The sequence below is a fragment of the Nocardioides sp. YIM B13467 genome, assembly GCF_042788075.1.
Classification (GTDB): domain Bacteria; phylum Actinomycetota; class Actinomycetes; order Propionibacteriales; family Nocardioidaceae; genus Nocardioides.
On record NZ_JBHZPJ010000026.1, the window covers coordinates 13,045 to 39,149 of the forward strand.

The following is a 26,105-nucleotide window of genomic DNA, read 5'->3' on the forward strand; positions in this document are numbered from 1 at the left end:
GGTGCGGGCGGGCGGGCGTCGGACGGGTCAGCGGACCTTCTGGTACTGCTCGACCAGGTCGGCGTACTCGGTGCGGATGTCGGTCTTGCTGATCTTTCCGCTGGGCAGCCGCGGCAGCGGCGCGTCACGGAGCACGACATAGCGGGGCACCTTGAAGTCGGCCAGCACCTTCGACGCCTCGCGGATCACGTCCTCCTCGGTGAGCTCACCGCTGGCCTGGATGATCGCCGCCGGCGTCTCCCCGAACTTCGGATCGGCGGCCGCGATCACGGCGACCTCGCCGACCCCGGGAATCGCGGCGAGCACCTGCTCCAGCTCGACCGGCGAGACGTTGATCCCTCCGGTGATGATCAGGTCCTTGAGCCGGTCGACGAACCTGATCCGGCCGTCCTCGTCGCAGACGCCCAGGTCACCGGAGTGCAGCCAGCCGTCACGGAAGACCTGTGCGTTGATGTCGGGTGACTCCCAGTAGCCGGGAGTCACACCCGGCCCCTTGATCACCAGCTCGCCGGTCTCGCCGGGAGCGGCGAGCTCGCCGTCGGCGTTCATCACGGCGACCTCGGTGAAGATGTGGCCCGCACCGCAGCTGTCGGGGTGATCGCGGAACTCGCTGACAGGCGTGGACGTGGCGATCCCGCCGGCCTCGGTCATGCCGTAGATCTGGCGTAGCGCGACATCCTTCTTCGCCCAGGCCTCCAGCAGGGTGACCGGCACCGCGGCGCCGCCGACGACGGCGGTGCTGAGGGAGGACAGATCGGCGTCGGCGAACTCCGGCGCTCCGGCGATCGCGTGGTAGATCAGCGGCACACCGAAGATGGCCTCGATGCGGTGCTCCTCGATGAGCCGCACCGCTCGCGAGGGCACCAGCTGCTTCTCGATCACGAGCTTTCCACCGAGCACCGTCGACATCAGCATGCCCCACACCAGCCCCGGGGTGAACGCCAACGGCAGCACCAGAATCGCGCTCGAGCCTCGATGGAAGCCCTCCTCGACGAGGCTGGCCTCGAAGACGATGTTGAGCAGCGTGCGGTTGGTCAGGACGACGCCCTTGGATCGGCCCGTGGATCCGCTGGTGAAGATGATCGAGATCGGGTCCTCCTCGCCTCGATCGACCCGGAAGGTCTCCGGACCGCCCTCGCGCAGCGCGGCCAGGTCGGCGAAGGGGACCACCGCGACCGAGGCCCCGATCGCGCCGGCCTCGGTGGCGACGTCGACGAGGGAGTCGTCGGTGACCACTGCGGTCGCTCCGGCGTCGTCGAGCACCTTGCGCAGCTCTGCCGCGGTGAAGCGGCTGTTGAGCGGCACCAGGACGGCACCGGCTTTCAGGATCCCGTAGGCGGCGATCGGCCACAGCACGTCATTGGGGGCCATCAGGCCCACCCGGTCGCCGGGCCGGACGCCGTCGGCCTGGAGGCGGAGCGCGACCCGGCTGGACCAGTGCTCCACGGTTGCATAGTCGAGCGTCTCGTCCTCGAAGACGAAGGCTGGTGCGTGCGGCTGTGTCCGCGCCCACCAGGCGAGAGCAGAACCGATGGTCGCGCTCATGGCAGCTCCTTCATTAAACCTATTGGTTGTAGATAACTGAGTTGTACCCGTGACGTGCGTCACTGTCAATGCCCCGAGATCGATTCAGAGGTCAAGAATGAGCGGGCCCGTACGGCAGCGGCCGACGCAGATCATCATGCAGTCGTTGGCAGCCCGCTCGTCGTCGCCGAGCACGGAGTCGCGATGCTCAGGGACTCCACCGAGGACGCCGGTCTCGCAGGTCCCGCACGTCCCCTCACGACAGGAGAAGTCGACGTCGATCCCGGCGCCGGCTAGGGCGTCGATGATGCTTTCGTCCTCCGCCACCACGACCCGCGCCCCGGTCGAGGCGACCTCGACCTCGAAGGCGTCGCCTCCGGTCTCGACCGGCTCCTTCGGGGCGAATCGCTCGGTGTGCAACGACTCTCCCGGTCGCGTACGCATCTCCTGCTCGACCGCAGCCAGCAGCGGCTCCGGCCCACAGCAATAGACGCGCCGCCCGGGCACAGGCTCACCGAGGACCGCCGGTAGGTCCAGCAAACCCCGTTCGTCCTGGGGCCACAGGTCGATCCGGTCGCCGTGCGTCTCGAGATCGCCGAGGAACGCCATCGACCGGCGCGAACGGCCCCCGTAGACCAGACTCCAGTCAGAGCCCGAGGCCGCCACGGTCGCCACCATCGGCAGGATCGGGGTGATGCCGATGCCACCCGCGATGAAGAGGTGGCTCGCGGCCGGCTCCAGGCGGAAGTGGTTGCGCGGGCCACGGAGATCGAGCTCGTCCCCCGCTGAGAGCTTGTCGTGAATACGCACCGAGCCACCGCGGCCGTCGTCGACCCGCAGCACCGCGACGCGATAGCGAGCGCGGTCGCCGGGCGAGCCGCACAGACTGTACTGCCGGACCTCGCCGCCGTCGGGAAGGACATCGACATGCGACCCCGGCTCCCAGGCGGGAAGCTCCCCGCCGAGCGGCTCCAGCACCAGGCCGACGACGCCATCGGCCAAGTCCTGCCTCTCGGCCACCCGGACCCGTCTGGCTTCCTCGGTCATCACGCCTCACCTCTTCTCTGGCTCCACTTTATCTAATGATGTTAGGTTTGTGAACAGCAATGCAGAACTTGACGCCGGAGGTGGCAATGAACCCGCTCGACCTTTTCCGCATGGACGGCCGCACCGTGGTGGTGACCGGCGCGAGCAGCGGCCTCGGCGCCGGCTTCGCCCGCGCCCTCGCTCACGCGGGAGCGAATGTGGTGATCACGGCCCGCCGAGAGGACCGGCTCGCGGCGTTGGCCGAGGAGCTGCGCGAGATCGGTCCGGAGCCGGCGATCGTGGTCGCCGATGTCGCCGACCCCGAGGACTGCACCCGTGTCGCCGACGCGGCGGTCTCGGCGTACGGCGGTATCGACGGCCTGGTCAACAACGCCGGCCTCGGCTCAGCGGTCACGGCCCTCAAGGAGACACCCGAGGGTTTCCGCCGGCTGATCGACGTCAATCTCAACGGCACGTTCTGGATGGCCCAGGCATGCGCCGCACGGATGGAGAACGGCGGCTCCATCGTCAACGTGGCGAGCGTTCTGGGGCAGGTCGCACCGCGCTACCCGCAAGCCGCCTACGCGGCCAGCAAGGCGGGCGTCATCGGCCTGACCCGCGACCTCGCGGGTGAGTGGTCAGCACGCCGCAGGATCAGGGTCAACGCGCTGTGCCCCGGCTACTTCGACTCCGAGATGACGGCCGGCGAGGGCGAGCTGCTCCGCGAGATGGTCGCCGAGCAGAGCATGCTCCGCCGCTTCGGAGAGCAGCACGAGCTCGACACCGCGATGCTCTTCCTGGTCAGCCCGGCCTCGACGTACGTCACCGGCACGACCCTCAGCGTCGACGGCGGCCTCACCGCCTACTGAGGCCCGGCCACCGCGGGCCGTACTCGGGGTAGTCGCGCGGCACCCGGAGCGGGAAGGCCGGGTCACGCTTCTCGAGGAACGCCGCGACACCCTCGCCGACATCACCGAGGCCGGGCAGCTCGTAGACACCGCGCGACTCCACCAGATGGGCGTCCCACGGGCTCGGCGCCGCCCACATGCTCCACAGCAGCTGCTTCGAGAGCGATACGCCCACGGTCGAGGCGCGCCCGGCGATCTCGGTCGCGACGGCGTACGCGGTGTCGAGGACATCGGCGTCGGCCACGACCCGGCCCGCCAGTCCGCCGGCGACCACCTCACCGGCGGACAGCAGGCGGCCCGTGAGGACCCACTCGGTGGCACGGGCGGTGCCCACCAGGCGCGGCAGGAACCAGCTCGCGGCCGACTCGATGAGCATCCCGCGCCGCGCGTAGACGAACCCGACCAGGGTCGACTCCCCCACCACCCGGACATCGGCGGGCAGGATCATCGAGGCGCCACCGCCGACGGCCGCACCGTTGACTGCGGCCACCATCGGCTTGAGCATCGCCGCCATCCGGAGGGTGACCACACCGCCCGCATCCCTAGGCACGCCGTCGGCGGTGCCGAAGCGCTCGACGAAGGCCGTATGCTCGGGCAAGGGTTCGCGGTCACCATGATGGAACCCCTCCTCGAGGTCGGCGCCGACACAGAAGTTCCGGCCGTTTCCGGTCAGCACGACCGCCGCTACCTCGTCGTCGGCCTCCGCTCGGTCGATCGCATCGACCAGCTCGCTGCACAGACGCAGCGTCATGGCATTGCCGTGCTCAGGACGGTCGAGGGCGATGGTCGCCACCCTGTCCTTGACCTGATAGTCGACGACGGGACCAGCAGTCATCTCAAAGCTCCTGACATTGGCAGACAAACCGAATGGCATTAGATTAGTCTGAATCAAGGAGGAACAACATGGCTGCTGCTGAACTGCTCTTGACCGGAGTCCGAGTCGCCGATCTGGGAGACGCCGTCGGAGAGGCGGCCGCCCGCCTCTTGGCCGATCTCGGCGCCGAGACGCTCAAGATCGAACCGCCGGAGGGCGCACGGACCCGGAACGACGAACCTGTGATCGGCGGCCATTCGCTGCCGTACAGCGTTCGCAACGCCAACAAGTCGGCACTGGCCGCCGACCTCAGCACACCCGAGGGCAGGGCCGGAGCGCAGGCGCTGGTCGCGGACGCGGACATCGTCTTCCTCTCCCCCGCCACGGCCGATGCGATCGTGTTGGAGAAGATCCGCGAGACCAGCCCAGGTCTGGTCGCCGTGATCTCCTCACCGTTCGGCCTCACCGGTCCGCGACGGGATTGGCAGGCGACCGGACGTACGCTGCTCGCCCTCAGTGGGGCGATGTCACGCTCCGGCCGCCCAGGCGCACCGCCGCTGGTCCCGCCCGAGCAGCTCGCGACCGCAACGGCCACCGCACACGCGGCGTGGCTCGCGTTGGTGGCCTACACACAGCGCATGCGGACCGGTTGGGGACAGACCATCGATCTGTCCCATCACGAGGCCGTGGTGACCGGGCTCGACCCGGCGTTCGGCGTGCAGGGGTCGGCTGCGGCCGGACGGTCGGGGAAGTTCCGGCGCGGACGCCCACCCGCCGACTCCTACCCGATCTACCGATGTGCGGACGGTTTCGTACGCCTGTGCCTGCTGTCCAAGCGTCAGTGGCGGGGCATGTTCGGCTGGCTCGGGGAGCCTGCCGAGTTCGCCGACCCCGCCTACGACTCGATCACCGCCCGCGTGGCGGCCGCCGACCGGCTCGAGCTGCTCATCGAGGCGCATTTCGCTGACCGCACCGCGGCCGAGCTGGTCGACGAGGCCGCCACGCGAGGCGTGCCGCTCGCCCAGGTGCTCTCGCTCGGGGAGGCGCTCGCCGCCGACCACTTCACCAAGGCCGGAACCGTCGCGCGCACCGAGGTGGCTCCTGGACTGACCGCGACCGTGCCGGTCGGCTACCTCGCCTCCGACGGACAGCTGCTCGGCATGCGGACGCCGAGCCCCGAGCTGCCGACACGTACCGCCTCGGACAGCGCGTGGACCCGACGCGAGGAGCCGGCCCACCAGGATCTGACGCCGGGCACGGACGGATCCCCGTTCGCCGGTCTCCGGGTCCTCGATCTCGGCGTCATCGTGTTCGGCGCCGAGGCGGGGCGCGCCTTCGCCGACCTCGGCGCCGACGTGATCAAGGTCGAGAGCCGCACCTACCCCGACGGGCTGCGCCAGACCCGGCACGGCGAGGCGATGAACGCCTCGTTCGCGTGGGGGAACCGTGGCAAGCGCAGCCTCGGGCTGGACCTGCGTACCGAGGAGGGGAAGCGACTCTTCATCGACCTCGTCCGGCGCAGCGACGTCGTGCTCTCCAACTTCAAGCCAGGCACCCTCGACTCTCTCGGAATCGGGTTCGCGACACTGACCGCGGCCAACCCGGGCATCATCGTCCTGGAGAGCTCGGCCTTCAGCGCGGACGGCCCGTGGGCGCAGCGCCTCGGCTACGGCCCGCTGGTGCGGGCGGCCTGCGGCGTGACCAGCCTGTGGAAGTACGCCGCCGGTGACATCGCTTCCTGGGACGGGGTGACGGTCTTCCCGGACCATGTCGCCGCCCGCCTCGGCGCACTCTCGGTGGCCGCCGCCCTGCTCGCCCGCAGCCGCGACGGTCGTGGGCGTCACCTGCAGATGGCCCAGTCCGACGTGGTCCTTCACCAGCTCGCCGATCTGGCCCTGCTGGAGAGCCTGCGCCCCGGCTCGGTCGACGCGGTCGGCAACCGGGGCCGAGAGGTCTTCGGTGGCATCTTCGCCTGTGCGGGCGACGACGAGTGGTGCGTGGTCGAGGCGCGCACCGCAGAGGAGACCGCGGCGCTGCGCGCGGTGGTGGGAGCCGGCGAGTGGGATCTCGCGGACGCGGTCGCCGCGTGGACAGCCGTACGCTCCCCCGCGGAGGTCGGCGACGAGCTCCAGCGGCACCGTCTGCCCGCGGCGCCGATGCTCCGGCTGCCCGAGCTGCTCGATGATCCGCAGCTGGCCCATCGCGGGACCTACACGACCCTCGACCACCCGCTCCTGGGGCAGACGCTCCCGGCGGAGGATCCCTCGGCGGCATACGAGCGGCTCGAGGTGTCCGGTCTCGGGCCGGCTCCGTTGGCGGGAGCCGACACCGAGTCGATCTGTCGCGAGCTGCTGGGCCTCGACGAGCACCGGCTCGCGGGACTGCTGGACCGAGGGGTCGTCTTCGTGCCCTGAGGAGCGGGGCTGAGGCACGGGCTGAGCGCCCGGGCCTCAGGGCGCTCAGTCCGCAGGGGTGGCGGGCGGAGCGTCCGGGTCCTTGGGACGGTAGTCGTTGGCGTACTCGACCTCGGCGGCCTTGATCTGGCGGCCCAGCCACTTGTTCCAGGCCTTGGTCTGGGCCTGGGTCGTCAGCGTCTGGGTCAGCGTCTGGGCGGCGTCCTCGAGACCGACGGGGATCGGCTCGGTGACGTCGGTGACGACGCCCACGTTCCAGCCGCTGCTCGTCCGGACCGGACCGAAGACCTTGCCCTTGGCCGCACCGAACGCGGCCTTGGCGTAGGTGTCCTCGAGCTGCGACTTCTGGACGGCGCCGAGGCTTCCGCCCTTGGCGGCGGTGCCGGAGTCGCGCGAGCTGCTCCGGGCGACCGCCGCGAACTCGGTCCCCTTGGCGAGCTCCGCGAGCACCTGGTCCGCCTCGGCTTCGGTGGCGACCACGATATTGCTGATCGAGCGCTGCTCAGGGGTGACCATCTCGGCCTTGTGGTCCTCGTAGTAGCTCTTGACCTCGGCCTGGGTGACCTCGGGGACGCTCGCGGTGATGTCGGAGTAGAGCCGGCTGGTCGCGATGACACGAGTGATCTCGGAGAGCACCTCGGACTCGGTGACGCCGGCAGTGGCCAGGAACTGCTCGTAGGTCTTCTGGTCGCCGAGCATCTGGGACTCGATCACCTTGTCCAGCTGCTGTTGCGCCTGGGTGCGGGTCACGGTGATGCCCTTGCTCTTCGCAGCGCGCTCCAGGATGAGACTGACGGCCATCGACTTGGCAGCGTCGCGGCGGAAGGACGCCTTCTCGGTGGCGTCGGTCGGCTGCTTGACGTTGTAGAGGCCGGAGAGGACCTTGATCCGCTTGTCGAGCTCGGAGATCTTCACCGTCCGGCCGCCGACCTTCATCGCGGCGTCGGACGGCAGCGCGTTGGCCCGTTGCACGACCAGGAACGCGCCGGCGCCGACCACGGCGACCGCCACCACCGCGGCGAGCAGCCGCGGCCACCAGGACGGGATCAGGGAACGTACGTTGATCGGTTTGATGGCGAGCTGGGTCATGCGCTGGCCTCCTGGAGTTCTCGTGAGGACGGGTGTTCGGGTGTCTCTGGCTCCGGGGTGCGATGCTCGGGATCGCGGAGCACCCGGGCCACCAGCTGTGCCGCGGCGTAGGAGCTGACGACCCCGGCGGCGAGCAGGAGCCCGAAGTCGCGGAGCACGGTCAGGCCGGAGAGCCCCAGAGCGAGATAGCCGACGGCGCCGGCGACGGCCGCGGTCAGGACCGTGCGTCCGGCCGACCTGAGCAGCCGTCGTTCGCTGAGCATGGTGACGAACTCGCACGAGGTCACCGTGACCAGCGCACCGATGGCGAGAGTGAGTGGGCTCAGGTCGATGCCCGCGAGCCGGATGACGCCGAAGAGCCAGCCGGCAGCGAGCAGAGCGGTGAGAAGGACGCGTACGCCTGCACGCCATGAGCGTAGGCCGAGCCCGACCGCGAGCGCGGCCACGAGGATCCCGACCGCGTTGACGGTGTAGCGCGCGTCCTCCATCGCGCTCAGGCCGCCGGCGGCGAGCACGGGCAGGCCGACGATCTCGACCCGGTATCCCTTCGGCGGGTCCGGCAGCTCCTGACGCAACGACTCGATGAGCCGGCGTTGGGCGCTTACGTCGTCGAGCGTGATGCCGTAGGTGGCGACCGCAGCCTCGTGGTTGCTCGCGAGCACGGCATCGGTGAGGTAGTCGGGAAGGACCTCGGTGCCGGCGGCGACCTGTGCGGCGGTGGCGCCGCCACCGAGGAACGCGAGCAGCTGACTGTAGGTCAACAGTGGCCGCATCTGGTCGGCGTGCTCGCGTACGACGAGGCTCTGGGCCTTCTGCGACCACGCGATCGCCTCCGGCGAGGCGACGTTCTTGCCACGCAGCACGATGTCGAGCTCGCCGGAGAAGCCCAACGTCTGCTCGATGCGGGCGGCGTCGGCCAGCTCGGGCACGCCCTTGGCGAGCTCTTCGGGGCTGGACTGGATCCGCATGCCCGGCAACAGCAGCCAGCCCGCGACAGCGACCGCCGCGAGCACGGCCGCGATGCCGTTGAACCACACCGACCGCGGGTGGCGGGACACTGCACCCCCGCTCGCGGCGGCTCGCGGGCGGATCCGTCCGCCGAACCGGCGCAGCACCAGAGCCCAACCCACGGTCAGGACCAGACCCAGGCCAAGGGCGAGACCGAACTCGCGTACGAACGGCAGCGGGGTCAGCGCGAGGCTGGCGAAGGCGGCAGCCGCGGCTCCTGCCGTGACCAGCACCCCGCGTACGCGTTCGGACTGCAGCAGATAGAGCGGGAAGTCGCTGCCGACCCCGAGCAGCACCGGCAGGAACGCGGCGGCCCCGAGGGAGAGCGGCACCCCGGCCAGACCGAAGGCCGCGACCGTCGTCGCGGTGCCGAGGAGTGCACAGCCGAGCGGAAGCAGGCTGTGGCGACGCCGCCGGCTCCAGCCCGACAGGACGAGCACCAGCGCGACCGCACCGAGCGCCACCGCGCCGAGACGGAGGATCTCCGTGTGGGCACGATCGGCGACACCGGAGACGACGACGGGCACGCCGGAGACGACCGGGCGCTCGATGCTCAGTCCTGAGGTGCGTACGGCCTTGCGGATCTGCGCCACCATGCGACGGGTCTGTTCTTGGTCCAGGCCGGGCTCCGGCCGGATCAGCAGCGTCGCCGACTTGGCGGTGGGCACCAGGAACCGCCACTCCGGACGCGGGTTGCCGGCACGGTCCATCAGCACCGAGGCGACGAACTTCTGGTTCTGCACGGTGGGGAGGCCGACCGGTAGCGCCTCGGCGAGCAGCTTGCCGTAGCGGCGGTCGAACGGCACGAGCGCGGCATCGCCGGCCGCGGTCACCTCGGCCTTGCTCTTGTGCTGCCGCCTCGCCTTGGCCTCGGCGACGTTGCGGATCTGGTCGCGCGCGCCGGCGACCTGCGCCAGCATGCCCTTGACCGATCCGGCGGTCTGGTTGAGGACCGTTCCGGGACCGTAGACGCTGTGCACGTTGGGCACCCCCGCCAGCGCGCCTTCCAGGCGGATCAGGCGCACCAGCTCGGTGGGATCCAGGACCAGCCCCAGCTGGGTGGTGCCGGTCATCTCCACGACGACGGCATCGCCGCCGAACGTACGCTGATAGCTCCGCAACTGCCGGTCGGCGCTGTCCCCAGCGGGCACGAACGAGTCGACCTTGGTGTCGACCTCCACCCGGGAGATGCCCAGGCCCACCAGCCCGAGCGCGAGGAGCATCAGCAGCGCTGATGCGACCTGGCGACGGGTGGGCCGCGGGAAACCGCGCGGCAGCCCGGGCCCCCAGGTCACTTGTCCTCCTCGACGCGCGGGACCTTGCCCTTGAACGGCCCCGGGTCATCCGCCTGCCCCGGCGCCGGGTAGGGGTTGTTCCAGTGCAGCGGATTGATCGTCTGCAGGTTCAGCGGGTTCCCTCGCACGGAGTACTCGTTGAAGATCGTGGCCAACCGCGCCGGCGCGACACCGTTCTCGAGCGGGATGTCGAACGCGCCACCGAAGTTCCCGAAGAAGGAGCCGATGTCGTTGGCGTACGGCTCGATGTAGGTAAGCATCGGGTTGACGTTGCGCAGCAGCAGATCGAGATAGGGCGTGATCGCGATCAGGTTGCGCGAGAGCGTCGGCAGCTGGTTGACGGTCTCCGGCGCGATCTCGAGCGCTCCGTTCATGTAGGGAAGCAGCGCCTCGAGGCTGGCCGTGACCGACGGCAGGTTGACCAGCGCCGCGTTGAGGTCGGGGGCCGCCTGGTCCAGCGACCGTACGACCGGGCTGAGATCGCCGGAGAGCTCTCCGAGGGAACCGGTCGCCTCGCGTGCACTGCTCATCAGTCCGGGCAGGCGCTGCACCGTGGCTGCCAGCGCCTCCTGCTGGCCCGCGGTCGCCTGGGTGATCTGCTGGGTGTTGTCGATCACCGAGACGATCGCTCCGCGGTTGGTGTCGGCCGCCGCCAGGATCGCGTTGGTCTCCTGCACCAGGGACTGCAGATCGTCGTTCTGTGCCGCGAGCGCGTCGACCGCGGTGTATCCGGTCCCGCCGATCTGGCCCAGACCCTCCATCACCTGCGTGATGCTCTGTTGAGTCCCATCGGTCGTGGTGCCGAGATCGGTGAGGGCGGCGGCGAGCTGCTTGCGGGTCTGCGGGGTGAACGTACGCACGACCTCGTCGATGTCCGTGGCCGCCTTGACCGACGTCGACGGCAGAGCGGTCCCGTCCGCGATCTCCTCACCGCTGCCGTCCTTGACGTCCACGAACGACTGCCCGATGACGGACTTGACGCCGACCCGGACGGTTGCCCCCTGATGGAGCGGCGCCACCTCCTCGTCCAGGTTCAGCACCACGCGGGCGGTGCGTCCCTCGACCTTCGTCGAGGCGACCGTGCCGACGACGACGCCGGCGATCCGGACCTCGCCGGCCTCCTGCAGGTTCTTCAGGTCCTCCGACTCGAAGGACACCTGGTAGGCACCGTCAGCACCCGGGAAGGTGCCCCCGGCGCCCTTCCACAGATAGCCGAAACCGAGCACGCACAGCAGGCTGATAGCCAGGATGACCACGACCGACGTACGTGGCCGGAATCGAGTGCGAGTGGTCGGGATCGTGCGCAGCGTGACACTCATGGGGTGTCTCCCTTCTTGCCCGGCTCGATGCCTTCGTCGGCGAGTCCTCCGGTGGGGTTGGTGAGGTCGAGGTGCAGGTTGGCGCGGCCCATGCCTCCGTTGGCGTCGTAGAGGCTGAAGGAGGACGAGGTCTGGTAGGTGAAGGCGGCCAGGTCATCCATCCAGGGCACCAGCTCCTTGGTGGCCTGGGGCAGGTAGCCGACGACCGGCTTCAGGTCGGCCAGCGCCGGATTGGCGTCGGCGACGAAGGGACGCAGGTCGTCGACCACAGGACCGGCACGATCGACCACCGGGGCAGCGCCGTTGATGAAGTTGTGGACCGAGCCCACGGTGCCGTCGAGGTTCTCGACCGCCTCGGGCAGTTCGCCGGAGGCCTTGTCGAGGTCCTTCAAGGTCGGGTTGAGCTGGCCGGTCAGGTCGTTGACCTCTCCCATGGACCCGGACAGCTGCTCGGTGAAGCCGGGCAGCGTGTCCAACGACGCCGAGAGCTGTTGATCACGCTTGGCGACGGCGGACAGCGTCTTGTCCATCGATGTCGTCAGCTCGGTGAGCCGCTGCCTGTCGTGACCCACCGACTCCGAGATGGTGGTCAGCGACGTGACCAGCTGGGAGATGTTCGTACGCCGCTCGTTGAGCGCGTTGATGACCGGCTCCCACTGCTTCATGGTGGCGGCGGTCGCATCGAGACCGGCGGGCAGTGTCGTCGGCGCGTCCTCGAGGCCGACCTGCGTCTGGTCGATGAGTGAGGTCAGCGCCGCCCGCGTCCGTGCGTCGAGCTTGTCGAGCACCTCGTACGGCTGGACGGCCCGCTTGGTCTGCGCGACCGGGATCGTTCCGTCGTCGTCCAGCAGATCTGCGGGCGGGCCGCCCGGCTCGAGCTCGATGTACATGACGTTGAGCGGGGCCTTGGTGCGGAGGATCGCCCTGGCGTTGCTGTAGATCCGCTGGTCGTGCTCGAACTCCATGGTGACCTTGGCGGTGCCCGAGTCGGTCGGATCGGCCGCCGTGATCCGGCCCACCGGCACACCGGCGATCCGAACCTCCTGGACGGCTTCGGGACGTACGCCGGGTGCCGCGGTGAACTCCGCCGCGACCGACTGCCGGTCCTGCCATGGGAACGATATGTGCTGGTTGCTGAGCACGTAGACGGACGCGGCGAGACCTGCGACGAGCGCGACGGCCACGGCGATCGAGTCGCGCTTGAGCCCGGGGGTGTTCCGGATCCGGTCGACGAGAGTGCTGAGACGTGCCATCAGTCGCTACCTTTCAGCTGCGGAATCAGCTGGGCGAGGGCGTCGTCCAGGTTGAGCGGGGCGACGCTGCCGGCGCTGACGCCGGCCTGGAAGTTGAGCAGGCTGCCCTGCGCGTCCTGGGTCATCGAGGCACGGTCGAGATTGGTCACCATGTAGGCGAGCTCCTCGTAGAACTTGTTGTCCGCCTGGACACCGCCCCCGGTGTCCTTGAACGGACCCTTGCCCCGGTAGGTGCTCCCCAGGGACTCGAGGACAGGTCCGTTGACACGGTCGATCACCGGGCCCTTGATGTCCTTCAGGATCGGCTTGGTGGTCTTGGCCGTCGGCACCAGGTCCTGGACCAACGGCTGCGCGTCCTCGAGCAGACCGGGCAGCTTGGCCGCGACAGGTCTGGCGTCCACGAGGGTCGGCTCGAGCGTCCTGACCAGCGGACCGACGCGCTCGGCTGTGGGCTGCAGACCGGTTGCGGTGCGATCGAGCTGGTGCAGCGTCGGCGTGAGCTCGTCGGTGGCGGCCTTCGTCTTGTCCAGCGCCGTGGGAAGACCCGCGATCGTGGTGGAGAGGTCGCCGCTGTGCTGGGCGAGGGTGGTGGTCGTGGTGTTCAGGTTCACCAGGCTGCGGGCGAGGGCGGCATCCTGCTGGTTGAGCGTCGCCGCGATGCTCTCGACGTTGCCGACCAGCTGTGGCAGATCGGTCTGCGGCTTCGTTCCCTGGACGGCGGTCAGGAGGGTCGTCGAGGGGTCGAGGACCCGCGGCGCCTGACGGGTGAAGGAGCGGATGGACTTCTGATTCTCGTCCGACAGGGTCGCGCCTGCCTCCTTGATGGTCCCCTGCAGATTCTTCCGGGTCCTGCTCGGCAGCGCGGCGAGGATCGCGTCGAGCTCGACCGGGACATGGGTACGGCTCTTCGGGATCGCCTTGTCGGCGTACTCCCCCGCTCCGCCGGGCACCAGGTTCAGCGCGTACTCGCCACCGAGGACGGTCAGCGGCTCCACGCGAGCACTCGGTGTCGATCCGAGTCGCTCGGTGACCCCGTCATCGACCTTCATGTCGACATGGGTCGTGCCGTCAGCGTCCTGCTGTACGTCCGAGACCACGCCGACCTGCAGCCCGGCGATCTTCACCTTCGTCTTGCCGGAGACCAGGCCGTAGTTCTGCCCGAACGTGGCGTGGATCGTGTCGCCCGACCTGAACAGCAGCGACAGCTGGGTCTTGAACGCCAGCGCGGTGAGGACGGCGGCCACGACGACGATGAGAACCACCGCCCGGCGGGTCAGCGGTGATCCGGCCGCCCGGAACCAGTTGGTGAGCGCGGACATCAGCACTTCCCCTTTCCGTACTTCAGGCCGTGCGAGAACGCCACGCCCGGCCCCGAGTAGGGATCGACGTTCGCGAGCGGGTCGGGCTGGCTGGCGACGTAGACGCCCGGGAAGACGAGCATCGCGCTGAAGTAGTGCTTGTCCGGTCCGTAGTTCCCGCTGAGCAGGTCGTGCTCGCAGAAGAGCGTGCCTGCGTCCGGGGCATAGGGGCTGAGCACCTCCAGCGTCGGCGCGGTCTTGCCGAGTGTCTTGCGAGCACGGCCGACGGTCGGCTCTGCCTTGGTGACGGCCGGCACCAGCGTCCCGACCGGCTCCGCCGAGCCCTTGGCGAACTTGCGTACGGTGACCGCGACCGGCGGCGCCTCGACGAGGAAGTCCCGAAGGTTCGGCACCGACTCGACGAGGTCATCGACGCCGGGTCGCAGCTCGGTGACGGCGTCGGCGGTGTCGTCGAGAGCCGGATTGATCTCGGACAACCCCTGGCGTGCGGTGACCAGCGTCTTGGGCGCATCGGCCACCGTCCGTCGCAGCGGCTCGGTGTCATCGGTGTTGACCGCGCCGAGAGTCGTGCTGGAGGTCGTGACGAGGGTCTGGATCTGCCGCTCGTGCCCGTGGATGTGGGAGACGAGCCTGTCGCCGGTGACGAGCAGCCCGTCGAGGTCGGTCTTCGGGTCGGCGGCCGTGTCGAGCAAGATCGTGGCGTCGTCCATCATGCCGGGGGCGACCTGGAGTGCGCTGTAGAGATCCTTGTGATGGCCGGAGACTCCTCCACCGACCTCGTGCAGCCCTGTCTGCAGACCTTCGCGGGCCTTGGGAGGCAGCGCGGAGAGCACGGTGTTCAGGTCGGCGGAGCTGGTGGTCTGCTTTGCCGTGATCGGCTTCCCGCCGAGCAGGCCGGAGCTCGCGGTGCCGGGGTCGAGCGCGACGAACTTGCGGCCGAGAACCGAGGCGTTGCCGACCGATGCGGTCGCGTCGGCGTACAGATCGCGGTCTCCGTCCAGGCGCATCCTCACCAGGGCCTGGTCGTTCTCGTAGGAGATGTCGGTGACGACGCCGATGCGGATTCCGTTCTGGGTGACGTTCTGCTGGGGCTTCAGGGTCCCGACGTCGTCGAAGTACGCAGAGACCTCGGTGTGGTCCTTCAGCGGCAGCGCCCCGCCGCCCTGGACCAGGGTGCCGACGTAGGCGATGACGCCGCCGGCCGCGATCGCGACGATCCCGATCAGGAGCCGCCGGGCGTCTTGGCGATGTAGTCGTGCGCTCATGAGTGGCCTCCGATGAGCTGGTCGAGAAGGTTCTGCTCCTGCGAGGAGGAGAGTCCCGTCGCACTGTTGGGGTCGTCGGTGGCACCGCCGGTCAAGGGGCCGGTGAGGTCCGGGAGTCCTCCCCCGGTCTCGTCACCTTCCCCGGCCGACGGACCCTGTCCGCCCACGGTGCCGATGTTCGGCAGCACCTCGGCGCCGACGAGCGAGTTGAGCGCCTCGGGGGTGACGTGGACCAGGCCGCGGAAGTAGTGGCTCAGCCCGTCGCGTGAGTTGGTGCTCAGCGCCCACTTGGTGACGAACGACATCAGGTCGCCCAGGTGCTCGTCGAGGAGCTCGTCGCCCACGGGACGCAGCTCGGACGCGGTCGTACGCAGGTTGTCGCCGGAGGCTCGCAGGTCCTCGGTGATCGGCTTGATCCTCTTCAACAGTGCGTCGAGCTCGGCGAAGAGAGGCCCGAAGGCGTTGAAGGCCGGGTCCGCGTAGGGCGAGAACCTGTTGATCTCGTCGGCGATCTCGGCCAGGTCGCGGGTGACCGGGCGGGCCTTCTTCAGTGTCGGGGTGACGGTCTCGGAGACCGTCCGGAGAGAGGTCAGCGTGTGCTGTGCCTCCTCGAGCGTGGCCGGCAGCTCGGCGATGGTCGACTCGAGTGCTGCCTGCTCGTCGGCGAGGGCATCGAGCGTCTCCCGAGCGCGCGCGATCAGCAGGTCGAGCTGCTTGCCGTTCTCTCCGGTGAGGGATGCGGCGACCGGGTCGGCCTTGGCGATCAGGTCGGTGAGCACCTTGTTCTGGCTCTCCAGGATCGCGCCGACCTGGTCGAGGTTCTCCATCAACGGCGCGAGCGCCTTGAGCGCGTCCGCCATCTTCTGGCCGCCGCCGTTCATCGTGCCCTCGCCCAGCGTGCTGACCAGCGCGGCGAGCGCGGTGGAGGTCGGGTCGTCGAGGGTGTCCAGGACGTCTTGGAGGGTGACGGCCGAGTCGGTCTGCTTCAGCGGGACCGTGTTGCTCGTCAGGTAGGGCGAGGACTGCTTCCCGGGTTCGATGGAGACATAGTTCTCGCCGAGGGCGTTGATCGGCTGGATCAGCAGCTTCGCGTCCTGGTGGACCGGGAGCACGTCCTCGTCGAGGTCGAGCGTGACCCTGGCGACGCCCTTCTCGAGCTTGATCGACTTGACCTTGCCGACCTGCACACCCGAGGTGCGGACCTCGTTGCCGACCTCGAGCGGGCTGGCGTCCTTGAAGTAGCCGACCAGCTCGGACTTGCCCACCGACGTCCCCATCAGGTTGACGCCCGTGACGGCCGTCGCTGCCCCGACCACGACAGTGGCGGAGATGGCGGTGACTTTCGAGATGAGCATCAGTTGATCCCGTCCCCTTCTGCATCGGTCCACGGCTGGCCGGCGATCGAGCCCGGCAGCGGCCGCGCGTCCTGTTTCATGCCCGGCGGCATCACGCCGGGGTTCTGGTCGAAGCTGCTGGCCGAGGCGGTGATGAGCGCGCGGGCGTAGTGGCCCGAGGCGTCCCTGCTGCCGAAGACCCCGTTCCAGTTGCTGAGCCAGCCGACGAGCTCCGGCGTGTAGGGCCGCAGGTAGGAGACCATCGGGTCGGCCTGCTCCAGGGCGCTGGTCGCGGTCGGCAGGATGGCATTCGCGTCGTTGACCAGGCCGGGGGTGTACTGCAGCAGCGTCTGCGCGTCCTCGAGAGTGCCGGGCAGCATCGCCAGGGCGGGACGTACGTCGGCGAGCACCGGGTTCGCCTGCTTGGCGATCGCCGGGAGACGGTCGGTCGAGGGCCGCAGCGTGCGCAGCAGCGTCCGGGTGGAGTCGACCGGCTCCGGAACCGCCTCCAACGCGGTGGTGGCCGAGTCGATCGTCCCGGGCAGCTTCTCGATCGTCCGGGAGATCTCGCTCTGGCGGTCGGCGATCTGGGTCGTGAGCGTGTTGAGGTTGTTGATGCTCGCGGCGAGCTCGGCATCGTTGGCCGAGACGTTGGAGGTCACGCCGTGCAGCTCCTTGATGATCTTCTTCAACGCCGGCCCGTCCTGGGCGATGGCGCTGAGCAGGTCGGCGATGGCCTTCACGGTCGGCCCGGCCCTGGTCAGCGTCTTCTGCAGGTCTGGCTGCGTGCCCGCGAGCGTCTTGTTGAGCTGAGCGACCAGGGTCTGCAGCTGCTTGCGGGTGGGGGCGTCGAGAGTGCTGAGCAGCTCGTCGATGTCGACGGCCTCGGCGTTGCCGGTGACGAGGTGGCCCGAGGGCATCTCGGGGTTGGTCTCCGCGCCGGGGACGAGCTCGATCATGCGGGTCCCGAGCACCGAGGCCCACTTGATCCGGGCGGTGGTGCCGGCGTGGAGCGGGGCGTACTCGTCGTCGATGGCGACCTTGACCTCGGCCTGCCCGTCGCGGACACCGACCGAGGTCACGTGTCCGACCCGCTGGCCCTTGATCATGACGCCGCCGTCCTTGAAGGCGGTGCTGGCCGAGGGCATCAGCAAGGTCAGGTTGTAGTCGGGCCCGGAGCTGAGCTTGACGATGCCCCAGGTGAGGAGCGAGCCGACGGCGACCAGGGCGATGACGCCCTTGACGCCGACCTTCTGAAGAATCGCGGTCATCGTGGCCCCCTCAGTCCATCCCGAGCGGGCCGTCGGCGGCACCGGCCAGGAACTGACGTACGAACGGGTCGCGGGAGGCGAAGGTCTCCTCCGCGCTGCCCGCGTGGACGATCTGGCCCTTCCACAGCACCGCGACGTGGTCGCTGACCTCTCGCGCGGTCGGGATGTCGTGGGTGATCACGATGTACGTGCCACCGTGCTGGCGGTGGACCTTCTGGATCAGCCGTCCCAGCAGCTTGGTGCGCACCGGGTCGAGACCGGAGTCGGGCTCGTCGAAGAGCACCACGTCGGGACGCATCACCAAGGCCCTCGCGAACCCGGCACGCTTACGCATCCCGCCGGAGATCTCGTTGGGTGCCTTGTCCACCGCGGCTTCGAGGCCCACCTCGCTGAGATGAGACATCACGATGTCTCGGATCTCGGCCTCGGAAAGGCCGGTGTGCTTGCGCAGCGGGAACGCGACGTTGTCGTAGATGTTCATCGACCCGAAGAGCGCGCCGTCCTGGAACAGCACGCCGAAGCGCTTGCGCAGCTCGTAGCGCTCGTGTTCGGAGACGCCCCAGATGTCGCTGCCGAAGACGCGCACCTCGCCCTCGTCCGGCTCGAGCAGGCCGACGATGTGCTTGAGCAGCACGCTCTTGCCGGTGCCGGACGGGCCGAGCACCGTGGTGATCGCGTTGTGGACGAACGTCAGGTCGATGCCGTCGAGGATGTTGCCCGACCCGAACGACTTGCGCACGCCGACCAGCTCGATGCTGTGCGGACTGTTCGGCGGCTGCTCGAAGTCGGTGTGCGGAATCGTGAGATTCGCGGTCATCTTTTCCTCCCGTGGACGTGGCGCGCGAGTCATCTAGTTGCCGATCGGTGCGTTGGGGGTGTTGCCGTAGAAGAGCTGGACCAGCGCCATCCCGATGACGCTGACGAGGACGAGGTTGACGAGCATCGACCGCGCCGTATTCAGGCCCACACCGACCGGACCGCCCTTGGCCGTGTAGCCGTAGAAGGAGGCGACGGTGAGGATCACGATGCCCAGGACCGTGCCCCAGATGACGGCGAGGACGAAGTCACGTGGGTTCTGGAACAGGAAGAGGTAGTACTGGAACCCGCCGGGGCTCACCGTCTGCAGCAGCTCTACGTTGAAGAGGAAGCCGGCGAAGAAGTTGACCACCATCGAGGTGACGAAGATCAACGGCATCGTGATGGCTCCTGCGATCACGCGCGTACTGACCAGGTAGGGGATCGATCGGACACCCATGACCTCCATGGCGTCGATCTCCTCCGAGATGCGCATCGCCCCGACCTCGGCCACGATGCCGCAGCCGATCTTGGCCGCGACCATCCAGCCGAAGACCACCTGGATGATCCCGCGCACGCCGGCAACCGCGTTGACGGCGGCGATGTAGGAGTCGATGCCGATGCTGGCGAAGAGGAAGTTGGCGGTCAGGCCCATGACCGCGCCCATCATGAACAGCATCGCGAGGATCACCAGGCTGTTCTCCCTCACGATCGCGCTGGCGTGCCGGACGATCTCCGAGGGGTAGAGACGGATCGCGACCGGGATCTCAGCGAAGACCTTGCCGACGAAGCCGACGAACTCGCCCACACCGTCCAGGCGGCCCTTGGCCGGCGTCGCTGCACGGCGCCGGGCGACAGCCGGCACGACGGGACGTACGGGCTCGGCGGCGGTCATCGGAAGTTCCCCAGGTTCGGGAAGAGACCGAGCAGCAGGGCGTTGAAGGCGAGCTGAAGCACCCACACGCCCACGAATGAGAGCACCACCGCCTGGTTGACGGCGCGGCCCAGGCCGATCGCGCCACCCGAGGCGTTGAGCCCCTTGTAGCAGCAGATCGTGCCGATCAGCAGGCCGACGAGGAAGCAGTTGGCGACCACCGCCAGGACCTGGACCGGCGACACGTTGGCGAACAGGTTGCTGTGGAAGTCGGCGCCGGACTGGCCGGCGACATAGTTGGCACCCACCTGCATCGAGACGATCGTGACGATGATCGACGGCACCGAGATCAGCGTCGTAAGCAGGGTCAGCGAGACCACCCGCGGAACGGCGAGGTCGCGGATCGGGTCGACGCCCATGACCTCCATCGCGTCGATCTCCTCGCGGACCTTCCGAGCCCCGATGTCGGCGGTCAACGCCGAGCCGATCACGCCCGCGACCACCATGGACACGATCCACATCGTGAACGTGCGCATCGCCTGCAGCAGGAGCAGCGGGCCGAAGAGCTGAGTGGCTCCGGCCATCGCGAAGAACTGGACGGTCAGGATCGACATGAAGATGAGGAACCCGAAGATCGCCGCGGCGATGGGGAGCGAAGCCTGCTTCAGGGTCTGGTACATGTCGTCGGCGACGTCGATCCAGTAGCCGCGCGGATGCATCACCGCGCTCTTCACGATCTTCACGAGCAGGTCGACCATCCCGCCCGCCTCGACCACAGGTCCCCGCACCTTCGGCGGCAACCATCTGAGCGAGTTGGACAACGGGTTGTCGTAAGGACCACGCCTGGTGATCGGCGGGGCAGCGGCACCTGTGCTCATACCTGTCTGCGCTCCTCGTGCAACTTGATGGGGCGAGCCGAAACACCGTCAGAGGCGGGTTCCAGCTCGGCGCATCGGGATGCGACGCGCATCACACTCAACGAGGTCATGTGATGCAGGTTACGGGAGAATCCGTATGCCTTTAGGTTTTTTTTCTATAGGCATTAGTTTTACGTTTCGGATGCCTCACCGGCCTCGATCCCCTGACGAGCAGTCGCCCGCCAAGCGTTGTCGGTCGGTCGACATCAGTGCGCATGCACCAGAGATGCGGCCATCGGACCGAAGCCGCCCGAGTCTGCCCCAGGACGTCGCACAGCGGCCCCGGGACCGGAAACGACAACTGCGCCCCAAATGCGATCAAGCCGGGTTCTCAACCTTCGGTGAAGGTTCAGAACCCGGCTCTGATCAGGTGTTTCGGTGGAGGTGAGGGGACTCGAACCCCTGACCCTCTGCACTGTTGCGCGGATTCTCGACGCCTTGGAAAACCTTGTGGTTCCTCGGTCGATCGGCCTCTGACCTGGGCCAATGCCCTGAATCATGGGCACCTTGCGAGGCAGACTCTACCTCGACAGCACGGGAGTTCTCGACCAATCCTGCCCCAATTCTGACTCACACAGTGGGACAAATCTGGGCTCGCACCGAAATCCCAGGGCCTGCGACCATGCGGCATCGATTAGGTCTGTCGAGCCCAGAGAACTTGAACGCCCCGATATGTCCGGACAACACACCGCGCCCGGGAGATCTACGATCCCATCGACCGAGAGGGACATATGCCACTCATTGTGGTTGCCCGCGCCAGCTCGCACTCACGGGCCCCGGATGGCGCCTCCAGGAATGCCGGCTTCTCTCGCATTGGCTTCCGCGCCGCGATGAACCCACCGCTGCGGCAGCTCAGACCCGCTATCGATGTGACCGGCGTTCCCGGACTCACCTCCACATCGAATGGTCATCCGCGGTCCCCCACCTGAGCAGACCTCGCCACTGACGGTCGGAGCCCAACCGTGCAACCGTTAGTCAGCATGTCAGGCCAGAATCAGGCGCCCTTTTCTCTGAAGCCCTCGGAGAGCGGGTCCGCCTCGAAGTAGTCGGTCTTGATCTTCAGCCATTCCCCGTTGAGGATCATGTCCTCTAGGATCCCGTCGATCTGCTCCTTGCGCTGGTCACCTTCCCGAACCACGAACACGATCGGGGCCTCCTCCGCCTGGAAGCGGATGGGCTCGGTCAGCGGGATGGGCGCTTCCCTGATGATCGACGCGGCGTAGGGGCGCCATAGAAAGGCGTCGGCCTCGCCGCTCCGCATGGACTGGACCGCTGCGTCTGCGTCCTGAGCCTTGATGACGTTGACGCGCCGGTATTGCTCTTCGAGGTAGCGTTCCTGAACGGTGCCTTCGACGACCACGATGTTCTTGCCGCTGACACCAACGCGACTCCGGATGGGCGAGTCCTTGGGAGCAAGGAAGGAAACGTACGTCACGAAGTACGGAGCACTGAAGTCGTACTTCCGCTCCGCCTCCTCGGTCTTGGTGACCTGGGCACCGATCATGTCGATCTTGCCCGCCTCGAGGGCCGGGAAGAGCTCGTTGAACTCCAACTCCACGAACTCCGGCTCGGCGCCCATGCCTTCGGCGACGCTGCGCACCATCTGGTAGCCGAAGCCCTTGGTCACGCCGTCGGTCTTGTAGTACGCCGGCTCGGCGCTGTCGACGCCGATCCGAAGAGTTCCGCCAACCGGGGCACTTGCCTGGGCGGTCACGGACGGAGCGGAATCGGAGAGCCGACCACTTGAAGACGACCACACCCAAGAGGGCAAGGGCACCGGCGACGACGAACTTGGTCTGGCTCATGCGGGGGATCCTGTTCCAGAGATGAGGGCAGCCCGACAGGATCGACAACCGAGAACCGAACATGGCGACCACAATGTGGCCAAACTGTTGCTAACTCAAATAACAGAACACTCTGCTGTCCAGAGTTTCACCCGCTGACTACGGCTCAGTTTTCACGCGTTGTTGACACCTTGCGTCTGCGACACGGCGCCGGGCTGCGGCCCGCTGGTGGCCCGAATCGCGGAATCTCGATCGACCTGCGGCAGCGACTTCAGTCGTGGGACTGGGTCCGTGGAAGCGCCGCGATCGCGATGCGTGCGATCCCTTCGAGTTCTCGCCGCGGCGCCTCGTCGCGCGCTCGCTGTGCCAGCCCGCTGAGCACAGCCATCACATATGCGGCCACATCTTCGACATCTGTGTCTTCCGGGAGCACCCCAGCTGACACGTCATCCTGGATCTTGCCCTTGAGTCCGCGCGTCTTCTCATTTCGAACGTTCGACAGCCACGCACGCACATCGCTGTCATCAGTGCCGGCGTCTCCGCCGAAAACCAGACACCCGCACGGAAGTCCCTGCCTCGTGTACTGCATCGGCGCTTCGGTCAGGACCCGGCGCATCGCGTCGACCGCCGTTTCCTCCTCGACAAGAGCAACTTCGACGAACCCGCCATACTTGCGGTCGTACACCTCGACAGCCTCATCGAAGAGCGCTCGCTTGCCACTGAAGGCGTTATAGAGGCTCGGCTGCCCAATCCCGAGTTCGCTGCCGAGCTCGCGTACCGATGTTGTCTCATACCCCTTGCGCCAGAACAGACGAACCGCCCGATCTAGGGCTGCTTCACGGTCGAAGCCGCGGGGACGCCCATGTGTCGTCGTGGAGGTCACCAATTGATTTTAGAGCATACGATACAAAAGGAGGCAAGGTTCGTTCTCACCCTGAGCATGTCCATGGTTGGCATCTCACCGCAGTCGCGGTGGATCTTCTTGACGTATGTACGAGCGCGTCCGCAGGGTCCAACCTTCGAGCCGGGCACCACGCCAAGGCCCAAGCGAGACCCGGCCACAACCAGGAAAAGCGCTAGCCTCCGCATACCGAGATGTAGCGGATGTGAGTCCGGGAACGCGCCGCGTGCCATGAGAGTCGTCACGACCGGGATGCCTGTTGTTTCGGCGAGCGCTTGGAGTTCGTGCGAGGCACCTGCGCGGATGACTCCGCCGCCCACATACAGGACCGGTCGCGACGCGTCTCGCAGCAGTTCGGCAGCAGCACGCACGCTTTTCGACCGGGGCTCTCCCGGTACCGCGTGTCCGGGTAGCTGAAGCGGTGAACTCGTGGCGGAGGGGACGGGCGCGAGCAAGGCCGATCTGGTGATGTCGACCAAGACGGGGCCTGGTCGTCCGGTGCCGGCTAGGTGGAAGGCTTCGGCGATCACGCACGGTATGTCTGCCGGGTCGGTCACCAGGTAGCTGTGCTTGAATCGCCCGGGTTACGTGGAGGCTGGTGTGTCCCGGGTTCTACGGCGTTCGTGATTCTGGATTCTGGTGCCTGACACCAGGAGGCCAAGTTGGGAAGACGGGGTTATCCGCCGGAGTTTCGTCGCAAGGTCCTCGACGTGCTCGAGGAGGGTCGCAGCGTTGCGCAGGTCGCGCACGACCTCGACATCAGTGAGCAGTCGATCTACACCTGGCGCCGCCAAGATCGCTTTGACAAGGGACTCGTCCCGGCCTGACGAGCAAGAAGAAGTCAGAGCTGTCGGCGGCGAACAAGCGCATCGCCGAGCTTGAGACCGAGTTGAAGGCAGCCCTTCGAGCGGTCGAGTTGCTGCAGGAGGAGGCGAGCCTCAAAGGAGGTTCTCGGCGGTCGAAATGATGGTCGCCGAGAAGATCCCTGTCTCCCTCGCGTGCCGGGTCCTCGCGGTGTCGGAGTCGGGCTACTACGAGCGCCTCAAGCGCGCACTCTCTGAGCGGGCAGTGCGGCATGCGTGGCTGACCGATCTGATCAAGCAGGTCCACATCGAGGCCCGCGGCACCTATGGAGTTCGGCGCGTCCATGCCGAACTCACCCTCGGTCGCGGCATCGTCGTGGGCCACGGGCAGGTCGAGCTGTTGATGCAGCGCGCCGGCATATGCGGGTGACCGGGCGCCCGAAGTGGAAACGGAACAAGCCCGACAACATCGCCTCCGACAAGGTCAATCGCGTCTTCGGCACGACTGGTCCGAACCAGCTGTGGGTCACCGACAACACCGAACACCCCACCCGCGAGCGCTAGGTCTACTGCTGCGTCGTGTCGTGGGCTGGTCCATCGACGCGTCTCCGACAGCGTCCATGGTGACCAATGCGCTCGGGATGGCAATCGACAGCCGACTCGGGAAGACCTCGTCGGCCGGGACGGTGATCCACTCCGACCAGGGCGTCCAATTCGGCTCCTGGGCATTCACCGATCACGCGAAGGCATCCGGGCTCGTGCCGTCGATGGGCAGCGTCGGGGACTGCTACGACAACTCGATGATCGAATCGTTCTGGTTCCTCATGCAGGTCGAACTGCTAGACCGGAAGAAGTGGAAGACCCGCGTCGAGCTCGCGAACGCGATGTTCGACTATCTCGAAATCTGGCACAACCGGCGCCGACGGCACAGCCAACTCGGATGGCTCACGCCGATAGAGTTCGAACGCAACAGCACCATCACCGTGGCATGAGAATCCAAGAATCACGACTCCTCGGAACCCGGGGCAGACCAGAGCCTCCATCAGACCCGGGGCGATTCACCCGCCTCCGCGTAACAGCGCGTCACTCGTGTGGATAGCGCACGATACCCCGTCGCCGGCGGCCACACTTACCATGATCTGTTGGCAAGGCACTCGATGAACAGCGTGAGCACTTCGTCGTTACGCACCGAACTGACGACGTCGATCATCGGGACTGGTTCTGCCAGATGGTGCGCCGAATCCTCGCCAGCCATTGACCTTCTATCCACGATCGTCTGGCCACGTGCGGGGCCAGGCGTGAGCACGAGCTGCACAGGTCGGTTCTCTATTCCGAACAACTCGGGAGCTACCAACGCGCAAAGTGTCCCGGCGTCGCCAATGCAGTCGTAGATCACCGGCGTTCCGTTGGACGGATCCACCGCCTCGAAGGCGAGTAGGCGACCAGCGACCTGAAGGACCAGATCGTCCGATTCGCAAAGTTGCGCGATCCCCAGAGCGCCGACTCTCATGCTCCACAACACGTCCCAGCCATACATCGTCAGCGGAACTCCGCTGTTGAGCACGATGTGCGCAGCTTCGGGGTCGTGCCAGAAGTTGAACTCGGCGACTGGTGTCGCATTACCAACCGTGGCCGAGCCACCCATGAAGATGATCTGCTTAATACGATCGACGACGTCCGGATACAACCGGAGCAACAGCGCGACGTTGGTCATCGGCGCCAACGCGACGAGGGTCACTTGACACTCGGAGTCCAGCAGGCATCTGCGCATCAGCTCGACGGCGTGGAACGGTTCGACTCGCCTGCCGCTGACAGGCAACTCCACGTTCCCCAGACCATGAGTGCCATGAATCCAGGACGCGTCGCGCGGCGATTCGATGAGGGGATGTCGCGCGCCCAACGCCACCGGAATCTCCGGCGCATCGACGAGGTCGAGGATGCTCAACGTGTTCGCGGCTGCATCTTCGACACTCGTGTTCCCCGCGACACACGTGATCGCCTGGACGTGGATGTCTGGGTGTCTCACCGCGAACATGAGAGCGAGAGCATCGTCTCGCCCAGTGTCAACGTCGAGGAGGATCTGGTGACTCATACGGTTCGAAGGCCTTTCGATCGTCGTTCGCCGACCGCCCACGAGAGGCTGTGGGCAAGGTCAACGACTCGCACAGACTAGAAACGATTCTCTCTCCGTC

The 26,105-nt window shown here is 67.5% G+C and carries 24 protein-coding genes; 6 read left to right on the top strand and 18 right to left on the bottom strand.

Annotated features, from left to right (window positions below; all coding sequences use genetic code 11):
* Positions 1 to 27: 27 nt before the first annotated feature.
* Positions 28 to 1,545, bottom strand: coding sequence for a class I adenylate-forming enzyme family protein (locus tag ACFX43_RS06065; RefSeq protein WP_378818238.1), 1,518 nt, complete (start codon positions 1,543 to 1,545; stop codon positions 28 to 30).
* Positions 1,546 to 1,629: 84 nt separating this feature from the next.
* Complete coding sequence (locus ACFX43_RS06070) at positions 1,630 to 2,571, bottom strand: PDR/VanB family oxidoreductase (RefSeq protein ID WP_378818241.1); 942 nt, start codon at positions 2,569 to 2,571, stop codon at positions 1,630 to 1,632.
* 59 nt (positions 2,572 to 2,630) lie between these two features.
* On the opposite strand from ACFX43_RS06070, the gene ACFX43_RS06075 reads away from it, so the two are divergent.
* A complete protein-coding gene (locus ACFX43_RS06075) occupies positions 2,631 to 3,419 on the top strand; it encodes an SDR family NAD(P)-dependent oxidoreductase (protein ID WP_378818244.1) in 789 nt (262 codons plus the stop codon).
* On the opposite strand, the gene ACFX43_RS06080 is transcribed toward ACFX43_RS06075, so the two are convergent.
* On the bottom strand, positions 3,406 to 4,293 hold the full coding sequence (locus ACFX43_RS06080) for an enoyl-CoA hydratase-related protein (protein ID WP_378818246.1): 888 nt from the start codon (positions 4,291 to 4,293) through the stop codon (positions 3,406 to 3,408). The genes ACFX43_RS06075 and ACFX43_RS06080 overlap by 14 nt on opposite strands.
* Before the next feature lie 68 nt (positions 4,294 to 4,361).
* Here ACFX43_RS06080 and ACFX43_RS06085 point away from each other — a divergent pair, with 68 nt between their 5' ends.
* A complete protein-coding gene (locus ACFX43_RS06085; RefSeq protein ID WP_378818248.1) occupies positions 4,362 to 6,686 on the top strand; it encodes a CoA transferase in 2,325 nt (774 codons plus the stop codon).
* A gap of 45 nt (positions 6,687 to 6,731) precedes the next feature.
* On the opposite strand, the gene ACFX43_RS06090 is transcribed toward ACFX43_RS06085, so the two are convergent.
* From ACFX43_RS06090 to ACFX43_RS06155, 14 genes are all read right to left on the bottom strand, one after another.
* On the bottom strand, positions 6,732 to 7,775 hold the full coding sequence (locus ACFX43_RS06090) for a peptidyl-prolyl cis-trans isomerase (protein ID WP_378818251.1): 1,044 nt from the start codon (positions 7,773 to 7,775) through the stop codon (positions 6,732 to 6,734).
* Positions 7,772 to 10,078 carry an MMPL family transporter gene (locus tag ACFX43_RS06095; RefSeq protein WP_378818254.1) on the bottom strand — a complete coding sequence of 769 codons (2,307 nt, stop codon included), beginning with the start codon at positions 10,076 to 10,078 and terminating at the stop codon, positions 7,772 to 7,774. Before ACFX43_RS06095 ends, ACFX43_RS06090 begins: the two co-directional genes overlap by 4 nt.
* On the bottom strand, positions 10,075 to 11,397 hold the full coding sequence (locus ACFX43_RS06100) for an MlaD family protein (protein ID WP_378818257.1): 1,323 nt from the start codon (positions 11,395 to 11,397) through the stop codon (positions 10,075 to 10,077). Before ACFX43_RS06100 ends, ACFX43_RS06095 begins: the two co-directional genes overlap by 4 nt.
* Positions 11,394 to 12,650 (bottom strand): MlaD family protein, encoded by a 1,257-nt coding sequence (locus ACFX43_RS06105; protein WP_378818259.1) that lies wholly within the window; start codon positions 12,648 to 12,650, stop codon positions 11,394 to 11,396. Before ACFX43_RS06105 ends, ACFX43_RS06100 begins: the two co-directional genes overlap by 4 nt.
* Positions 12,650 to 13,969: an MlaD family protein gene (locus ACFX43_RS06110; protein ID WP_378818262.1), complete on the bottom strand. Its 1,320-nt coding sequence runs from the start codon at positions 13,967 to 13,969 to the stop codon at positions 12,650 to 12,652. The genes ACFX43_RS06105 and ACFX43_RS06110 overlap by 1 nt, the downstream gene beginning before the upstream one ends.
* Positions 13,969 to 15,234 carry an MlaD family protein gene (locus ACFX43_RS06115; RefSeq protein ID WP_378818265.1) on the bottom strand — a complete coding sequence of 422 codons (1,266 nt, stop codon included), beginning with the start codon at positions 15,232 to 15,234 and terminating at the stop codon, positions 13,969 to 13,971. Before ACFX43_RS06115 ends, ACFX43_RS06110 begins: the two co-directional genes overlap by 1 nt.
* Positions 15,231 to 16,589 carry an MlaD family protein gene (locus ACFX43_RS06120; RefSeq protein ID WP_378818268.1) on the bottom strand — a complete coding sequence of 453 codons (1,359 nt, stop codon included), beginning with the start codon at positions 16,587 to 16,589 and terminating at the stop codon, positions 15,231 to 15,233. The genes ACFX43_RS06115 and ACFX43_RS06120 overlap by 4 nt, the downstream gene beginning before the upstream one ends.
* Positions 16,589 to 17,839, bottom strand: coding sequence for an MlaD family protein (locus ACFX43_RS06125; protein WP_378818271.1), 1,251 nt, complete (start codon positions 17,837 to 17,839; stop codon positions 16,589 to 16,591). Before ACFX43_RS06125 ends, ACFX43_RS06120 begins: the two co-directional genes overlap by 1 nt.
* Before the next feature lie 10 nt (positions 17,840 to 17,849).
* Entirely contained in the window at positions 17,850 to 18,656 is an 807-nt protein-coding gene (locus tag ACFX43_RS06130; protein ID WP_378818273.1) for an ABC transporter ATP-binding protein, read from the bottom strand.
* Positions 18,657 to 18,689: 33 nt separating this feature from the next.
* Positions 18,690 to 19,529: an MlaE family ABC transporter permease gene (locus ACFX43_RS06135; protein WP_378818276.1), complete on the bottom strand. Its 840-nt coding sequence runs from the start codon at positions 19,527 to 19,529 to the stop codon at positions 18,690 to 18,692.
* A complete protein-coding gene (locus ACFX43_RS06140) occupies positions 19,526 to 20,386 on the bottom strand; it encodes an MlaE family ABC transporter permease (protein ID WP_378818279.1) in 861 nt (286 codons plus the stop codon). Before ACFX43_RS06140 ends, ACFX43_RS06135 begins: the two co-directional genes overlap by 4 nt.
* Positions 20,387 to 21,419: 1,033 nt before the next feature.
* The gene (locus ACFX43_RS06145) at positions 21,420 to 22,139 is read right to left on the bottom strand and encodes a substrate-binding periplasmic protein (RefSeq protein ID WP_378818281.1); all 720 of its coding nucleotides are present in this window, start codon (positions 22,137 to 22,139) and stop codon (positions 21,420 to 21,422) included.
* 341 nt (positions 22,140 to 22,480) lie between these two features.
* Positions 22,481 to 23,092: a TetR/AcrR family transcriptional regulator gene (locus tag ACFX43_RS06150; RefSeq protein ID WP_378818284.1), complete on the bottom strand. Its 612-nt coding sequence runs from the start codon at positions 23,090 to 23,092 to the stop codon at positions 22,481 to 22,483.
* Positions 23,089 to 23,667: a hypothetical protein gene (locus ACFX43_RS06155; RefSeq protein WP_378818287.1), complete on the bottom strand. Its 579-nt coding sequence runs from the start codon at positions 23,665 to 23,667 to the stop codon at positions 23,089 to 23,091. The genes ACFX43_RS06150 and ACFX43_RS06155 overlap by 4 nt, the downstream gene beginning before the upstream one ends.
* 105 nt (positions 23,668 to 23,772) lie before the next feature.
* Between ACFX43_RS06155 and ACFX43_RS06160 the strand changes: the two genes are divergently transcribed.
* The 4 genes from ACFX43_RS06160 to ACFX43_RS06175 all read left to right on the top strand — a co-directional run bounded on the left by ACFX43_RS06160 (position 23,773) and on the right by ACFX43_RS06175 (position 24,905).
* Positions 23,773 to 23,937 carry a transposase gene (locus ACFX43_RS06160; protein ID WP_378818290.1) on the top strand — a complete coding sequence of 55 codons (165 nt, stop codon included), beginning with the start codon at positions 23,773 to 23,775 and terminating at the stop codon, positions 23,935 to 23,937.
* A gap of 136 nt (positions 23,938 to 24,073) precedes the next feature.
* Positions 24,074 to 24,343 (top strand): IS3 family transposase, encoded by a 270-nt coding sequence (locus tag ACFX43_RS06165; RefSeq protein WP_378818292.1) that lies wholly within the window; start codon positions 24,074 to 24,076, stop codon positions 24,341 to 24,343.
* A complete protein-coding gene (locus tag ACFX43_RS06170; RefSeq protein ID WP_378818294.1) occupies positions 24,340 to 24,477 on the top strand; it encodes a hypothetical protein in 138 nt (45 codons plus the stop codon). The genes ACFX43_RS06165 and ACFX43_RS06170 overlap by 4 nt, the downstream gene beginning before the upstream one ends.
* Before the next feature lie 20 nt (positions 24,478 to 24,497).
* Positions 24,498 to 24,905: a transposase gene (locus ACFX43_RS06175; protein WP_378818296.1), complete on the top strand. Its 408-nt coding sequence runs from the start codon at positions 24,498 to 24,500 to the stop codon at positions 24,903 to 24,905.
* A gap of 137 nt (positions 24,906 to 25,042) precedes the next feature.
* On the opposite strand, the gene ACFX43_RS06180 is transcribed toward ACFX43_RS06175, so the two are convergent.
* A complete protein-coding gene (locus tag ACFX43_RS06180) occupies positions 25,043 to 26,005 on the bottom strand; it encodes a nucleoside hydrolase (protein ID WP_378818299.1) in 963 nt (320 codons plus the stop codon).
* Positions 26,006 to 26,105: the final 100 nt, after the last annotated feature.

Excerpts from the sequence above, each read along its gene's own strand:
- ACFX43_RS06090 (WP_378818251.1), bottom strand. The coding sequence starts at position 7,775 with ATGACCCAGCTCGCCATCAAACCGATCAACGTACGTTCCCTGATCCCG.
- ACFX43_RS06115 (WP_378818265.1), bottom strand. The coding sequence starts at position 15,234 with ATGAGCGCACGACTACATCGCCAAGACGCCCGGCGGCTCCTGATCGGG.
- ACFX43_RS06165 (WP_378818292.1), top strand. The coding sequence starts at position 24,074 with ATGATGGTCGCCGAGAAGATCCCTGTCTCCCTCGCGTGCCGGGTCCTC.
- ACFX43_RS06120 (WP_378818268.1), bottom strand. The coding sequence starts at position 16,589 with ATGCTCATCTCGAAAGTCACCGCCATCTCCGCCACTGTCGTGGTCGGG.
- ACFX43_RS06065 (WP_378818238.1), bottom strand. The coding sequence starts at position 1,545 with ATGAGCGCGACCATCGGTTCTGCTCTCGCCTGGTGGGCGCGGACACAG.
- ACFX43_RS06105 (WP_378818259.1), bottom strand. The coding sequence starts at position 12,650 with ATGGCACGTCTCAGCACTCTCGTCGACCGGATCCGGAACACCCCCGGG.
- ACFX43_RS06125 (WP_378818271.1), bottom strand. The coding sequence starts at position 17,839 with ATGACCGCGATTCTTCAGAAGGTCGGCGTCAAGGGCGTCATCGCCCTG.
- ACFX43_RS06140 (WP_378818279.1), bottom strand. The coding sequence starts at position 20,386 with ATGAGCACAGGTGCCGCTGCCCCGCCGATCACCAGGCGTGGTCCTTAC.
- ACFX43_RS06180 (WP_378818299.1), bottom strand. The coding sequence starts at position 26,005 with ATGAGTCACCAGATCCTCCTCGACGTTGACACTGGGCGAGACGATGCT.
- ACFX43_RS06080 (WP_378818246.1), bottom strand. The coding sequence starts at position 4,293 with ATGACTGCTGGTCCCGTCGTCGACTATCAGGTCAAGGACAGGGTGGCG.
- ACFX43_RS06135 (WP_378818276.1), bottom strand. The coding sequence starts at position 19,529 with ATGACCGCCGCCGAGCCCGTACGTCCCGTCGTGCCGGCTGTCGCCCGG.
- ACFX43_RS06085 (WP_378818248.1), top strand. The coding sequence starts at position 4,362 with ATGGCTGCTGCTGAACTGCTCTTGACCGGAGTCCGAGTCGCCGATCTG.
- ACFX43_RS06110 (WP_378818262.1), bottom strand. The coding sequence starts at position 13,969 with ATGTCCGCGCTCACCAACTGGTTCCGGGCGGCCGGATCACCGCTGACC.
- ACFX43_RS06070 (WP_378818241.1), bottom strand. The coding sequence starts at position 2,571 with ATGACCGAGGAAGCCAGACGGGTCCGGGTGGCCGAGAGGCAGGACTTG.
- ACFX43_RS06130 (WP_378818273.1), bottom strand. The coding sequence starts at position 18,656 with ATGACCGCGAATCTCACGATTCCGCACACCGACTTCGAGCAGCCGCCG.
- ACFX43_RS06075 (WP_378818244.1), top strand. The coding sequence starts at position 2,631 with ATGCAGAACTTGACGCCGGAGGTGGCAATGAACCCGCTCGACCTTTTC.
- ACFX43_RS06100 (WP_378818257.1), bottom strand. The coding sequence starts at position 11,397 with ATGAGTGTCACGCTGCGCACGATCCCGACCACTCGCACTCGATTCCGG.